13 protein-coding genes are annotated in these 15,142 nt (G+C 35.4%); 9 read left to right on the top strand and 4 right to left on the bottom strand.

Annotated features, from left to right (window positions below; genetic code table 11):
- The first annotated feature begins 385 nt into the window (after window positions 1-385).
- The 9 genes from B0A65_RS18710 to B0A65_RS18750 all read left to right on the top strand — a co-directional run bounded on the left by B0A65_RS18710 (window position 386) and on the right by B0A65_RS18750 (window position 11,285).
- Window positions 386-1,927 (top strand): DUF1254 domain-containing protein, encoded by a 1,542-nt coding sequence (locus B0A65_RS18710; RefSeq protein ID WP_089069651.1) that lies wholly within the window; start codon window positions 386-388, stop codon window positions 1,925-1,927.
- Window positions 1,928-2,036: 109 nt separating this feature from the next.
- Entirely contained in the window at window positions 2,037-2,225 is a 189-nt protein-coding gene (locus tag B0A65_RS18715) for a hypothetical protein (protein ID WP_074664037.1), read from the top strand.
- A 28-nt stretch (window positions 2,226-2,253) separates the two neighbouring features.
- Window positions 2,254-3,810, top strand: a complete 1,557-nt coding sequence (locus tag B0A65_RS18720; protein WP_074664039.1) for a DUF1254 domain-containing protein — start codon at window positions 2,254-2,256, stop codon at window positions 3,808-3,810.
- 14 nt (window positions 3,811-3,824) lie between these two features.
- On the top strand, window positions 3,825-4,919 hold the full coding sequence (locus B0A65_RS18725) for a DUF1254 domain-containing protein (protein WP_074664041.1): 1,095 nt from the start codon (window positions 3,825-3,827) through the stop codon (window positions 4,917-4,919).
- A gap of 120 nt (window positions 4,920-5,039) precedes the next feature.
- Window positions 5,040-5,750: a hypothetical protein gene (locus B0A65_RS18730; RefSeq protein WP_123890375.1), complete on the top strand. Its 711-nt coding sequence runs from the start codon at window positions 5,040-5,042 to the stop codon at window positions 5,748-5,750.
- A 106-nt stretch (window positions 5,751-5,856) separates the two neighbouring features.
- Window positions 5,857-6,681, top strand: a complete 825-nt coding sequence (locus tag B0A65_RS18735) for a hypothetical protein (RefSeq protein WP_074664045.1) — start codon at window positions 5,857-5,859, stop codon at window positions 6,679-6,681.
- A gap of 105 nt (window positions 6,682-6,786) precedes the next feature.
- Complete coding sequence (locus B0A65_RS18740; RefSeq protein ID WP_074664047.1) at window positions 6,787-7,044, top strand: hypothetical protein; 258 nt, start codon at window positions 6,787-6,789, stop codon at window positions 7,042-7,044.
- Between the two features lie 425 nt (window positions 7,045-7,469).
- Window positions 7,470-8,918, top strand: a complete 1,449-nt coding sequence (locus tag B0A65_RS18745) for a DUF1254 domain-containing protein (RefSeq protein WP_074664049.1) — start codon at window positions 7,470-7,472, stop codon at window positions 8,916-8,918.
- Window positions 8,919-8,957: 39 nt separating this feature from the next.
- Window positions 8,958-11,285 carry an arylsulfatase gene (locus tag B0A65_RS18750; protein ID WP_074664051.1) on the top strand — a complete coding sequence of 776 codons (2,328 nt, stop codon included), beginning with the start codon at window positions 8,958-8,960 and terminating at the stop codon, window positions 11,283-11,285.
- A gap of 380 nt (window positions 11,286-11,665) precedes the next feature.
- On the opposite strand, the gene B0A65_RS18755 is transcribed toward B0A65_RS18750, so the two are convergent.
- The 4 genes from B0A65_RS18755 to B0A65_RS18765 form a co-directional block, all read right to left on the bottom strand.
- The gene (locus B0A65_RS18755; RefSeq protein WP_074664054.1) at window positions 11,666-12,058 is read right to left on the bottom strand and encodes a YidH family protein; all 393 of its coding nucleotides are present in this window, start codon (window positions 12,056-12,058) and stop codon (window positions 11,666-11,668) included.
- A gap of 212 nt (window positions 12,059-12,270) precedes the next feature.
- On the bottom strand, window positions 12,271-12,438 hold the full coding sequence (locus tag B0A65_RS23330) for a hypothetical protein (RefSeq protein WP_207556458.1): 168 nt from the start codon (window positions 12,436-12,438) through the stop codon (window positions 12,271-12,273).
- 55 nt (window positions 12,439-12,493) lie between these two features.
- Entirely contained in the window at window positions 12,494-13,465 is a 972-nt protein-coding gene (locus B0A65_RS18760; RefSeq protein ID WP_074664057.1) for an aldo/keto reductase, read from the bottom strand.
- 159 nt (window positions 13,466-13,624) lie between these two features.
- A complete protein-coding gene (locus B0A65_RS18765; RefSeq protein ID WP_074664059.1) occupies window positions 13,625-14,704 on the bottom strand; it encodes a BamA/TamA family outer membrane protein in 1,080 nt (359 codons plus the stop codon).
- Window positions 14,705-15,142: the final 438 nt, after the last annotated feature.

Consider the following 15,142-nt stretch of genomic DNA (forward strand, 5'->3'; position numbering starts at 1 on the left):
CTAGTAACTTTTAATTAATAAAGACATAAAAAAGGCGCCAATTGTCTTCAATTGGCGCCTTTTGGCTGTGTAGTGACCTCGACGGGACAAATTTCTATAAATTTTATGGATGATTTGAAGAGATTGGCTTACTGGAAGTAGTGGCTGTCTTTATATGTCTTAAGGATTTTGGTTTGGATGTCCTGTTGGGGATCATGTTCAGTTTCCTAGGTAATCAGATTTTGGAGAATTTTAGATTAGAAGTTATGTAAGTGTTGACCTAATCATTAATAGGTTGCATTTTATAAAATGAAACCTAATTATGAAATAAAAAATGAACTTATAATAAATGAAAGAATAATTTTATAGTTACTCATAAAATAACAACAAACTAAATCAATACCCGATGAAAAAGAAATTAGTAAGAATATCTATTTTATTTCTACTGGTAGTAGGAATAGGAACTTCGTGCAAAAAAAAATCACAGGAAACTACCACTAGTTCGGAAACTGAGACTGACACAACAACAGTCGCCCAGGGATTAGAAATAAAAAATACAGAATCAGGCAATGAATTTTCTTTGGTGCTTCCAAAAAAAGAAAAAATGAGCCCTGAATATGCGCAAAAACTTGGTGAGTTTGCCTACGTTTGGGGATGGCCAATGGTAAATATGTTAAATCGTAGAGCTACTATTACAAAAGCACCAAAGCCTGCCTATTTAAATGGTGTGTTACCTGTGGCACCGCAAGGGCAATTAGCAATGCTTAATGACTATATCACTCCTGACGAAACATTTGTTACCTGTCCAAATCAGGATGTGGTATATGGACTGGGTTTCTTTGATTTAGACTCGCAGCCTGTTGTGATACAAGTTCCTGATTTTAAAGACCGTTTTTGGGTATATGCTTTATATGATCAAAGAACAAATCAATTTGGACAATTAGGTAAACCTTATGGAACAAAACCTGGTTTTTATTTACTTGTAGGTCCAAATTGGAAAGGAGAAAAACCAACAGGAATTACAGACGTTGTAAAATCTCCGACAACTTTGGCAAATTCTATTCCGAGAGTATTCCAAAATGATACAAAAGAAGATAAACAAGCTATTCAGCCTGTTATAAACCAAATTGTTGCTTATCCTCTTTCTGAATTTGATGGTAAGATGAAAACTATAGTTTATAAAAAATTACCTGTTATACAAGGTCCTGCCTCTGATGGTAAAGAAACCAAATGGGTAGTGCCTGAAAAGTTTTTTGATGAAAATCAATTGGGCAAGGTATTAGAAATTTTACCACCGCTAGAAGGGGAACAAGAGTTGTATGCTCAATTGAAAGAGTTGTTAGCCGCAGCTAAATCAGATCCTGCTATAAAAGAAGCTCTAGTTAAAACAGCTCAAAAAACGGAAGAAAATACAATTAAAAGTTTTTTTCTTTGGAAAAACAACGGAGTAGCAGCAGGGAACGGCTGGAATCGTTCGTTTTACAGTGCGGATTGGACAGGTTCTGGAAAATATGATTACTACAACAGAGCAGCAACTGCAAAATCGAACATGTTTGATAACAGACCTAACGAAACGCAATACTATTACACGGATCAGGCATCAGATAAATCGCAGTTGGAAGGTAAAAATAATTATAAAATTACTTTTGCTAGCGGTCAGGAACCTCCTGTAGACGGTTTTTGGTCTTTGACCTTATATAATGAGCATCATTTATTCTCTAAAAATAGCATAAACCGTTATTCACTAGGTACAAAAAACAAAGGCCTTAAGAAGAATAAAGACGGGTCGTTGACCATTATTGTGAGTTCAGTTTCTCCCGGAGCTGAGATGGAGAGCAACTGGCTGCCATCTCCAAAGGGTACATTTTCTTTATACATACGAGCTTATTGGGGCAAAGAGGGCGTTACAAAAGGCACTTGGACACCTCCTGTAATTATTAAGTATTGAATTTTTGATGATGATAATTTAGTGAGCCAAATGAAATGACAGAGTAATAAATGAATTTGTATGGATGATCTCTGGGTTGTAATGTATCCTTTTCATATGAACAGTAATAGTGCAAAGCCAAATACTGAAGGTACCATTACACTTAAATTTTAATGGAGGGCCAGATGCCATTAACAATATAAAGGTTCCTAAAAACTGGAATGCATTATTCAGATGTTATCTTCCTTCATCTGTAGAAGGTATTGTAGAATACAGAAAAGACTTTGTAAAAAATCATAAAGTGTTAGAAGTAAAATAAGATCAATAAATTTTTAAAATTTAGAATTATGAAAAACAAGTATTTAAGTTTATTCTTAATCGCAATATTGTTAGTTGTAAGCTGTAAAAAGGGTGAAGAAGTTAAAGGTGAAAAGAAGCAATCTGACTCAGATGATCGTTATTCCGTAATTGCAAATTCAGCATTCGATGATAATTATCCAACAAAAGAATCTTCACTGGCTTTAGACGATGAATTGTATTTTCAAAGGGCAGTGCAGGTTTATTTATGGTCTTTGCCTGCAGTGAATATGTACGCGATGAAGGAAGGTTTAGGAAAAACTTCTGGTGAAGGTTATAATGTGATTTCAGTTTATGAAAAACGCTTAAAACCAAGAACTATTATCACTACGCCTAATTCAGATGTCATTTATGCACTCGGATTTGCTGATTTAAGTAAAACAGGGCCACTGGTGCTGGACGTACCGCCCAATCTTCAGGGGATATTAGATGATTTTTGGCACAGACCGCTTGTCGGACCAAAAATCAATACTATACAATATTTGGGTGACATAGGTTTTCCGGGACCAGACAGAGGTAAAGGAGGTAAGTATTTGGTAATACCAGAAAACTACAAAGGACAGGTTGATACTAAAAATTATTTTGTTTATAAAAGCAAAACCAATGGAGTTTTTATATTCCAAAGGGGCTTTTTTAAATCAATTGATGACCTGACACCAGGGGTGAAAGCAGTTGAGGGAATTAAAGTATATCCGCTTAGTGGCGATAAAAAAGAAATGGTTTTCAAACATGTTTCTGATGTTGCTTCGAATGCCTTGTTTGCTCATGATCATACTTATTTTGAAATGCTCGACCGCTTGATACAAAGTGAACAGATCGATGATATTGACCCTTACATGCATGGAATGATGGCGGCTTTAGGAATTTCAAAAGGAGCTGATTTTAAGCTTTCAGAAAAAGATAAGGCAATGCTGGATAAAGCAGGAGAAACAGCATGGAAAATGGCCAAAAACGTTTCTGCTAATTTTGACAGAGAAAAAGACGGCTTATGGTGGAAGGACCGCAAATGGGTAGCCCATGCCCATACCAAATATGATGATTTTATGCATACGTTATTGGATGAAGAATTCAGGGACCGCGCTACAGGCTATACTGATGTAGATGCAAAAGCACATATGTATGTAAACCATTATTCAATAAGTACAGGTATGATGTCTTCAATACCTGGATTAGGGGCAAAATATGGAAATGCATATAAAGACAGTGATGGCGATTATATAAGAGGAGAGAATAGTTATAAAATAACTTTTCCGGCAAATCCACCGGCAGGGCTTTTTTGGTCGTTTACTATTTATGATGCTGAAACGGCAGCTGGAGTAGATGCTAAAGATCAGGTATATTCATCTTTAAATTCAATGAATAATTTAGTTAAGAACAGTGATGGTTCTTTCACAATTTATATTGCTCCTGAAAAACCAAAAGGGAATGTAAACTGGATAAAAAGTGTTCCTAAAAGAGGCTGGTTTGCTTTGTTTAGATTCTATGGGCCAAAACAAGAGTTTTTTGACAGAAAATATAAAGTGGGAGATATCGAAAAAGTTAAATAAATAAAAATGTAACTATGAAAAAGTCAATAATTTTTACAACAGTTTTTACTCTGGTATTCACATTACAAAGCTGTAAGGACAAAAAAAGTACTGAAGCTGCAACAGAAACAACAGAAACAACAGAACCCGTGAAAGATTCTACAGTAAGTGTAACCAAAGATAATTTTGCCTATGCCATGACCGATATGGCCATGCAGAAGGAGTTTGAGCAAGGCGGTGATAATAAATTCAATCACCACAGAAAACCAATGCCGCTTGACGAACAGCCGGCACCTCTTATGAACCGCGATACCAATTATTCTTTTGCCATTCTGGACGGAAAAGGAGATGTGGCTATTACGCTTCCTAAAAATGACGGCCGTTATATGTCACTTCATATTATGAACCACGAACATATTACTTACAAAGTATATTATGGACCGGGAAGATATGTAATTCCGGCCTCTAAGACTACCGATTTCTTTTATGCCAATGTCAGAATACAGATAAACCCTAAAGATCCTGCTGATATTAAAAAAGTAAATGATTATCAGGATCAGCTTAAAATTGAATTCCTTAATGGTTATAAACCAAGGTCTTTTAAGGCAACCAACTGGAATATGAAGGAATTCGATGAGGTGCGTAAGGGTTATGTAGAAGCAGCTCAAAAAGAAGGGGTTCAGGGAACTATGGGAACAGAAGACAAACCTGTTTCTCTTGAGGCCAGAAACAGAGGTGTTGCAATTGCAACAGGACTTTTGCCTGATAAAGAGGCTATTTATTTAACTGCAAAACATGAAGCAGAAAAAGGCAAAAGCTATAAAGCAGTTTATAAAGTGCCTGAATTGCGTGACCCAAAACTTGGTTTTTATTCCATTACCGTTTATGGTGATGATCAGTACCTGAAAACCGACCAAGGATCAATTATAAGTAATAAAGATGTTAAACTGAATCCTGACGGTAAAACTTTTGACCTTTATTTTGTGCCTGAAGCAGAGTTTGGAAAAGGCAAACACGCCAACGAGGTCATTATACCAACTCAACCGTTCTGGACTTGTACAAGAGTATATATGCCTGGGGAATCTGTAACAAATGGCAGTTATAAATTACCAGTCCTGACTAAGATCTAAAAAATAGTTTAGTTCACCAATCTGATACTTATGAAAGGTTATTTTTTAGCAACCCTCTTTTTCTTTATTATTTCATGTGGTTATTCACAAGTAGAAGATTCTAAGTTGTCTCTTGATGAAATGAATAAGAAAAGGCAAAATCCGGTTGAAGGACTCAGGAGTATTTATGGACAGGCTATATTAGTTCCCGACACGGGAGAAGGTACAGCCCAGTCGTATAGTATTCAGCCCGTTTGGCCTTTTAAAATTAGCAGCAAAATAAAATTGATTACTTACACTATAATCCCAATCCAGCATATTCCGGCATTTGATAAAAATGGCGAATCGACAACCGGGTTGGGCAATATTCTTTTTAACGGATATTTTACCCCAATAGAAAAAAAAGGAAGGCTTATTTGGGGGGCTGGCCCCGCTGTACAATTCCCTACAAGAACAGATGCTGCTCTGGGATCCAACAAAGTAAGTATGGGACCATCGGGTCTGTTGTATTTCGCGGGCGAGAAATTCTCGGGCGGAATAGTGGCTCAGAACTATTGGTCATTAGGAGGGACGGGTGTTAATAAAGTAGATGAATTCAGCCTGCAGTATATTGCATACTATAACTTTAAACAGGGATGGTTTGCCATAAGTAATGCTACAATTGTAGCAAACTGGCTTGCGGCAGATAATCAAAAATGGCTGGTACCAGTAGGTGGGGGACCAGGCAAAACCTTTCAGATAGGGAAGGGCAAGTTATTTTATTGCGGTACAGCCCAGCTTTTCTATAATGCTGTTAAACCGGATTATCTTGGGAATTGGGAAGTAATATTTCAATTGCAGGTTATTTTGTAAAAGAGTAGTGGCCCCCTTGTAATACGAAGATAAAGGAGAAAGGAAAATTTTGGTTAATTGTCTTTTTTTGAGTTTAAAAAGTAATGAATATTTAAAATAAAAAATTATGAAATTTTCAAGATATATTCCAGTCAAATTACTCTGCTTTACGTTTTTTTTTCTTTTAAACTATACTGTTTTTAGTCAGGAGCAGGAGAAAGCAGGAGCAAGTGCTCAGGAACTGGCAGATAAACTGGCCAATCCCGTTGCGAGCCTGATTAGTGTTCCGCTTCAAAATAATCTTAATTATGGTATCGGACCTTATAATGGCATAAAATACACGGTCAATATACAGCCTGTAATTCCTTTTAAATTAAGTGATAATCTGGATTTGATTACACGATATATTTTGCCGGTGGTGGACCAGCAGGATATTACTGGCGAAGACACCCATGAATTTGGCTTAAGTGATGCAACTGTAACGGCTTTTTTTGCTCCTAAAACTAAAGGAATTATTTTGGGGATTGGCCCTGCTTTTTTAGTGCCAACAGCAACCGACAAGTTACTAGGAACAGAAAAATTTGGAGTCGGGCCAAGTATCTTGGTCATGCATCAGAAAAATGGGCTTTCGTTGGGTTTTCTCGCTAATCAAATCTGGTCTGTAGCCGGAAATAATGATCGTAACGATGTTAATAGTTTTTACACCCAAATGTTTATGTCGTATAGTTATAAAAGTGGTGCCAGTTTAGGGGTGAATGCCGAAGTAACCCAGAATTGGGAAGGCAATACAACCATGATTTCCTTAAATCCATCTGTTGGAGGCATAACCAAATTTGGAAGTCAGATTGTACAGTTTAGTGTCCAGCCTTTAATACCAATTGTAGGTCCTCATGAAAGTAAACCAGATTGGGGGCTAAGAGCTGTAGTAGCTTTTGTATTTCCTGGTTCATAGAGAGATTTTCGGAATTCATACCAATAATTTGTCAGCTGCTTTTTTTTAACTATTAGAAGAGATTGCTTGTAATGAGAGAATCGTATGAACCCAAATTAATAAACTATGTCTATTCCTGAAGAGTTATACAGTGGAAAATTTGTAGAATATATAGAAACTATAAAAATCTTATATTTATGTGATGACAAATTTAAAAATTTATGCGACCAGTATTGCGGGGCTGCAAAAAAATCTAAGAAGTATCAAAAAAAGTTTGAGCATTTTTTTCATTCGAAGTTAAAGTCGGATAATTTATCAAAGGAATTAGAGGAAGAGATCTTATTTTATATGATACGCAATATGCATTATGAAAAAAACGATTAATGGATTGGTTTAGAATATAGAGATAAGACCTTGAGTAATTTGTGATTAATACTATTTCTATTAGGTATGATAAAAAATGTAATAAAATGTAAGATGTTTAATTAATTATTTTATAATTAAAAATTTTAAATTTCTTGTTTTTGGTTAGTTATTAGTTCGGAGAAACCTGCTCTTTGGCAGGTTTTTTTTCATAAATGTTGACGAACTTTTGAATCTAATGCTAAGAAATACAATTTTTACATATGGAATGCCTGCATCATTAAAGAAATGATGTTTCACTTTATAAAATGCAACATAACCAAGGCAACAATAATCGGTTATAATAAAAAAGTAGTTTAAATTTAATTAATGTTACTATAATCAATTACTTAAATATTTATATTATGAGAAAATTATCGTTTTGCCTCTGTGTCTTAATTGTGTCTATGACTTCATGTAAAAAGGAAACTGTAGTGAATGAAACTTCTGTTACTGCTCAAGATTCAACAAATGCTTCCATTGATTCAAGTAAAGTTAATCTTAAAGGAAGTTTTGCCGGAACAACATTTTCTAAGGAATATGTTCGTGCTATTGGTCAGTTTGCCTACGTATGGGGATGGCCTATTGTAAATAGTTTTAACAGACGTGTTGCACTTACATCAGTATCTGAACCTGGCTTGCGAGGAGGTGTTTTACCTAATGCTCCTGTGGGGCATATTGCAATGCTTACAGATTACATAGCACCAGACCAACGCTTTGTAGCCTGTCCCAATCAGGATGTTACTTATGGCATGGGTTATGGCTCTCTGGATGATATGCCCGTGGTAATGCAGGTACCGGATTTTGGCGATCGCTTTTGGGTGTATGCTGCATGGGATGCCAGAACAGATGAATTTTCAAAACTTGGTAAACAATATGGAACCAAACCCGGTTTTTATTTAATGGTTGGTCCGAACTGGAAAGGAAAAGTACCTGCTGGTATTTCTGGGGTTTTTCGATCTTCCACAGAACTGGCTGCTTTTTGTCCGAGAGTGTTTCTAAATGATACAGACGAAGACAGAAAAGCAATTCAGCCTGTTTTGAACCAAATAATGGCTTACCCGCTTACTGAATTTGACGGAAAAATGAAAACTATCGACTGGAAAAAAGTGCCTCATTTCCCTGTGCCTGGCAAAAGCAGTGATGAAGAAATTCAATGGGTGCCGGCAGCTACCTTTTTCGATCAGTTGCCAGATATCATGAAAAAAGTTCCTCCTTTAAAGGGAGAGGAAAGTATTTACGCTACCATTAATGCTGTGCTGGATGCTGCCAAAAAAGACCCGTCCTTGATGGCTGTTTTAAAAGAGGTTGCTCTAACTGCCGATAAAGAAATGATCCAGCCTTTAAAACAATGGAAATACAATGGCGTTCCGGCTGGTAATGGTTGGTTTTCTGATAAAAATAATGCGGATTTTGGAGTAGATTACTTTGTGCGTACCGCTACATCAAAATCAAATATGTATGAGAATGTGTATACAGAAACCAAATATATTTATACTGATTTTGACAGCTCAGGAAAAGAACTCGATGGCAACAACTCTTATAAAGTAACTTTCAAAGCTGGACAAGAACCACCTGTTGAAGGATTTTGGTCTTTGACCCTGTATAATGATCATCATTTCTTTCATCCAAATCCTTTAAAACGATATTCGCTAGGAACAAAAAATAAAAACCTCAAAAGGAATGCAGATGGCTCGCTTACTTTATATGCCGGGGCGAAATCGCCTGGGGCTGATAAAGAAAGTAACTGGCTTCCGGCACCTAAGGGACATTTTTCTGTTTATCTGCGTTCCTATGGACCTAAACAGTCTGTAATAGACGGCACCTGGATGCCTCCAATAGTGGAGAAATACTAATTTTTTTTTAAAAAAAAATAATTTATTAAAACACATACTATGAAAACTAAAAAGATTATCAGATTTATGTTGGTCTTGTTCGGTACTTTGTTTTTTACAAGTCTACAAGCACAAAATACAGGCGAAAAACTCCCGTATGACGACCCTGCATTTAAAGGTAAAATAGAGCGTACCTATGATAAGTCCAAACAGGCTTGGCCTGAGCTTCCTTCACTTCCCAAAGGCGCACCAAATGTTGTGGTAATTTTATTAGATGATGTTGGTTTTGGCATGGCTGGAACCTTCGGAGGTCCTGTTCCAATGCCTTATTTAGATAAATTAGCAGACAAAGGGATTAAATACAATCGTTTTCACACTACTGCTATATGCAGCGCCTCAAGGGCTGCATTACTTACCGGTAGAAATCACCATGTGGCAGGCAGCGGTTTTTTGGTTGAATGGGCAACAGGTTTTCCAAGTTATGACATGATGATACCAAGAAAAACAGCAACTTTTGCCGCAGCTTTAAAATACAATGGTATGAATACAGCATGGTTTGGTAAAAACCATAATACTCCCGATTGGGAAACTTCGGCTGTAGGTCCTTTCGACAGATGGCCAACTGGAATGGGCTTTGATTATTTCTACGGATTTAATAATGGTGAAACAGATCAGTATCATCCTATTATTTTTGAAAACACAACTCCGGTGGAACAACCTAAAACGCCTAAAGAAGGCTATCATTTTATGACTGACATGACTGATAAAGCCATCTCATGGTTACAACTTCAAAAATCTATTGCTCCGGACAAACCGGTATTTATGTATTTTGCTCCAGGAGCTGTTCATGCACCTCACCAGGTATTTAAAGAATGGAAAGATAAATTTAAAGGTAAATTTGATCAGGGCTGGGACAAACAAAGAGAAATTACTTTTAAACGTCAAAAAGAAATGGGTATTATTCCTGCAGATGCGAAACTTCCTGCACGTAATCCTGATATTCAGGAATGGGACAAGCTCAATGCAGACGAAAAGAAATTATACCTTGCAATGATGGAAAATTATGCAGGTTATATGGCTTTTGCTGATAGTGAAACAGGGCGTTTACTTTCCGCTATCGATAAACTTCCTGATGCTGATAATACGCTTGTTTTTTACATTGTAGGAGATAATGGAGCCAGTGCTGAAGGTGGTTTAGAAGGTACATTGAACGAGATAAAAGCCTTAAACGGCATTCAAAGTTCGCTTAAAGAAAATTTAAAAGAAGTTGATAAATTAGGCGAATATGGTACTACACCTCATATTCCCGTAGGATGGGCTATGGCAGTAAACACACCATTTCAGTGGTGCAAACAAGTTGCTTCACACTTTGGAGGTACCAGAAATCCTTTAGTTGTATCATGGCCTAAAGTAATCAAACCAGACGGAATTGTTCGTGATCAGTTTCTACATATTATAGATATTGCTCCAACTATAATGGAAGCTACAGGAACTACTTTTCCTGATTATGTTGATGGAGTCAAGCAAGTTCCTTTGGAAGGAAAATCATTTATGTCGACTTTTACAAATGCAAAAGCGCCAGAATTGAGAACGCAGCAATACTTTGAAATTTTTGATAATAAAGCGATGTATAAAGATGGATGGATAGCTGCTCACCAGCATACTAAGCCTTGGAGGCAAGATGTAGCACCGGGTTTTGAAAATGAAGTCTGGCAGCTGTACAACATCAACGAAGATTTTACCGAAGCTACAGATTTATCAAAAAAATATCCTGAAAAATTAGCTGAACTAAAAAAGGTTTGGGAAGAAGACGCAATCAAATACAAAGTATTTCCTTTAGATGACAGGGGCGCTGCCCGACTTTCAGTTCCAAAACCTTCTCCATTAGGAGATCGAAAATCCTTTACTTTTTATGAAGGAGCGATTCGTATTCCTGAAACTGCAGCTCCAAATACTAAAAACAAGTCCTGGAATATGGAAGCCATGGTTAATACTGTAGACGGCAAAAAAGATGGCGTAATCAATGCATTAGGAGGCATGGATGCCGGATATGTATTATATGTGAAAGACGGCTATCCGACTTTTGTATATAATTATTTTGGCACAGAAACGAAAATTACTTCTACTCAAAAACTACCAAACGGAGAAGCGTCGGTAAAATTAGACTTTGATTACCCTGGTGGCGGAGCAGGAAAACCCTCAAAAGTTAAAATTTCTATAAACAACAAAGAAGTAGGTAATGGGGACATTCCTGCTACAATTCCGGGAAGATTTGGCTTAGATACTTTTGGAATAGGAGAAGATACTGGTTCGCCTGTTACTAGAAATTATCAAGTGCCTTTTAAATTTCAAGGAAAAATTGAAGAAGTAAATATTAATCTTTTATAGTCTTAGGAGAGTAAAAAACTCTGGGTATCTTACCTAGAGTTTTTTGGTTCAATAGTAAGGTTTTTGTTTGTACAAATTAAAAGATATTGATAATCCAGTAATTATTAAATAAATTTTACGTTAAAGGGATTAGTATAATACTCATCCCTTTAATTTTTAAGGGTTAAAACACTTTAAAATGACTTATGTATCTTAAATCTTTTAAACGTGAGAAAAGCGCTGTCAATGAAGGTGATGGAGATTTAAAATAGTTTTATAGAAATTGACTCAGTAGAGATTCAAATGCGTTAATGCATCTATAATGGGCTACCTTGATTTGATATAAATTTCGAATTATACATCACAATAGAAATCATTTCAATAGGAAAGAATGCGATGAGTTAAAAATCTAAGGCATATGCAGTCATAATTAAATATCCTATGAGAAAAATGCTCATTAAGGAGATAATAACTGTTAGAGCTGTCAATAATCCGGTAGAATAAAAGTATTCTCCCTTTTGTAACTGTTTATATGTTTTTTTGTATTTAAAATAGGATAATAATATAACTAGAGTGCCTGTTAAAACGAAACCAATACCCATAAAATTAGTAAAGCTGTTTCTTGTGACATTGGCTTTTTGAAAAAAACTTGCAGGCAATTGGTTGACAAATAATGAGAATTTTACAATAACAAATCCAAAGACCATAATTCCGATACCTGTTCGAACCCATGCCAGAAATGTTCTTTCATTTGCCATATGTTCGCTTATCACTTGTTTAGTCTCTTTAACCATTTTTTAAAATATTATGAAAATTAAAAAGTTAGATGTTTTTTATTTCTAAAATTATAACATTTAGTGTCGATTTTCAATTACAAGTCCAATAAATTTTCAGCGTTGTTAGTTGATTATGATTTATTTATCTTAAAAACTGTAGCTGTTTTGCAAGAATGGTTCTTGTTGAATAAATGTACATTTTAGCAACCAAGTTAATATCTAAGCTAAAATTATTGTAATCTAATAGGACCTAAATCTGTCATTTTATCAAAAGAAGCGTGACTGGAATAATTACTGTACGCAGCTCTGTGGCTTGGTGCCAAACGTTCTATAATATCTACTGCTGCAGTCGCAATTGCGGGATTTATGAAATGTTCTTCTAATGTGATGATTTTCATTTTATTTGTTTATTTGTTAATTAATAAAGTTTTAAATCTTCCATTATTTAAGAAATTAAGAAGCAACTACTTTAAGTAAAGCATCAGGATAACGTTCGCCTTTAAAAGCCCCAATGCTAAAAGTTTCGTTTAGTAAATTGTTTTCTTCGGAAGTTAATTGAATAGATTCTACAAGATGGATGTTTTTATCGACTCTTTTTGCACTACTCATTCCAACAATAGGAATAATATCATCGCCTTGGTGCAATGCCCAGGCAAGCGCTAAATCACCGGCAGAAACTCCTTTTTGAGAAGCTATGCCTTGTAGTTTTTCTACTAATTTGAGATTGTATTGAAGATTTTCTCCCTGAAATCTGGGAAACATATTTTTGTAATCTTCTTTAGGAAGCGGAGCTGATAAATTACCAGTCAGTAAACCATAACTCAATACAGAATACGGAATAAGACTAGCGCCAATTTTACGAACTTCAGGAAGTATTTCTTTTTCAATAAAACGGGTTGCAAGCGAATATTCAATCTCAACAGCAGTTACAGAATGTACAGCATTTGCTCTTCTAATCTGATCGGCATTCACTTCTGAAAGACCCAAACAACGCACTTTTCCTTCCTGAATTAAATCTTTTATAGCCCCAACTGATTCTTCAATAGGAACATTTGGGTCGACTCTTGCAATTTGGTAAAGATCAATTTCATTGACTCCGAGCCGGGTTAGGGAATAAGCACAAAAGTTTTTAATTGCATTTGGTCTTCCGTCAAAACCAAGAAAGTGGCCCTGATAATTTCTAAGTGCGCCGGTCTTAACACTTATGAATGCTTTTTCACGGCGATTTTTTATTGCCTCACCAATGATTAATTCGTTCATTCCCATTCCGTAAAAATCAGCGGTATTGATAAAATTAATCCCTGAATCTATAGCATACTGAATAGTTTCGATAGTTTGTTGTTTGCTTTTTTCGCTTACTTCTCTAGTACCAATTGCAATTGGGGAAATATCAATTCCTGAATTGCCTAATTTTCTTGTATTCATAATATTTTGAATTGCTTTTTAAAGTTTTTTGAAAATCCAGTTATTTGCTTCATTGTATAATTTTTCTCAACAAGATATAAATTGCTTTTTAATATTGGTATTTCTTAGAATCCCTTTCAAAACAAGTAAAATTTCTAAATATTAATCAATTTGAGGCTATTAAAAAGCTTCTCCAATTCTAAAGTATATTCCCCAATCGCCTTTGCCTACCGCAGCATCCAGACCAATATTAAATTTTACGGTTTTAAAAGCTCGATAACGATAGCCTACGCCACCGCCCGGATACATTTTCCAGTCAAAGCTTTCGGTATCTGAACCATAAATTGTTGCTAAACCAGCAAAGCCAACGAGTCCCATTTTTTTACCAAAATTATATCGGTATTCTCCCTGAATATCCATAAGTCCATCTCCTCGATATTTACTTTCAGTATATCCTCTTATATCTTTACCGCTTATAGTTACCTGTTGTTCAAACGCAATGGCTCCAAGACCAAACTTTCCTGCAAAACGGGTTGCAAGTACGTCTTTATTATTACGAAAAGGAAAGTATTGATTGTACTCGGTTAAAATCTTATTGGCTTTGACATCATTTCCAAGCCATTCTCCATAATTAATCCAGCGCAAATTTGACTTAATTCCTTTCGTGGGATAATAAACAGCATTACGGGTATCGTACAGTAAATTAAGCTCTGCTCCGTTTGTAACTGTAGTCGATTCTGGCTGAACATCATCTTCATAGTTAGTTTTGTAATGTGCATAGGTATAAGTAACTCCCCCATAAAACCCTTTTAAAATCTTTTTTTGAATACCAGCACTCACAACGGATACTTTTGTACCGTAATCATAAAAACCAGGTATCTCTTCGCCATCATCCATAAAAAACTGTGAATTATAATCGCCATTAAGCACAAAAAATTTGCCTCGCCATTTGTCTTCTTTGAAATAAAATCTGTTAAAAAAAGCAATGAAATAGGATTTATTGGTGGTATAAACTGCTGAAAGTCCTGATAATGATTTTGGTGATATAGTATCGTTTTGGTCAAATTTATACATCGCCATAGGTATTGCTCCAAACATTATTTTAAGATTACGGTTATAACTAAAAAAAGGCATGACTGTAAAATCGATTTTCTTTTCTTTTACAACATCAGAGTCTTTCTGAATCTCCTTTTTTTCATCCTGAGCCAATACAGATACACAATAAAAAAAAATACTGATAATGAGTAAATGTTTTTTCATCTTTTTAAATAATTATGTTATTGCTTTTGATTTTTTACCCCCGAATTTTAAAATATTCAGGTTAACAGAAAAGATGTACGTGAATGTGCTTTGTTAAATACCTTAGCTAAAGATAAGAAATATAATCATAATCAGATAAGTATCTGTTGTTTAAGTTTTTAATTGAATTTTTGACTGAAAAGACAATGTTCTTTCTTAAGGATTTAAAAAAAGTTAAAAGAATTTCTTTATCCGTCATTTTTAGTACATGACAAAAAGCAAAACGGATTGAAGGAAACAATAATTAAAACTCCATTTTTCCTTTCTATCAATTGTTTTAGACCCTGAAAGATATCATCTTTGGTCATGCAACTCCACAATTTGCATCGGGAAAGTAACAGGACAAAATAAAGCAAATTAACAACAAGCAAATTAGATTAAACACTGATAATCAATGGT

The sequence above is a fragment of the Flavobacterium frigidimaris genome (assembly GCF_002217275.1).
Taxonomy (GTDB): Bacteria; Bacteroidota; Bacteroidia; order Flavobacteriales; family Flavobacteriaceae; genus Flavobacterium; species Flavobacterium aquidurense.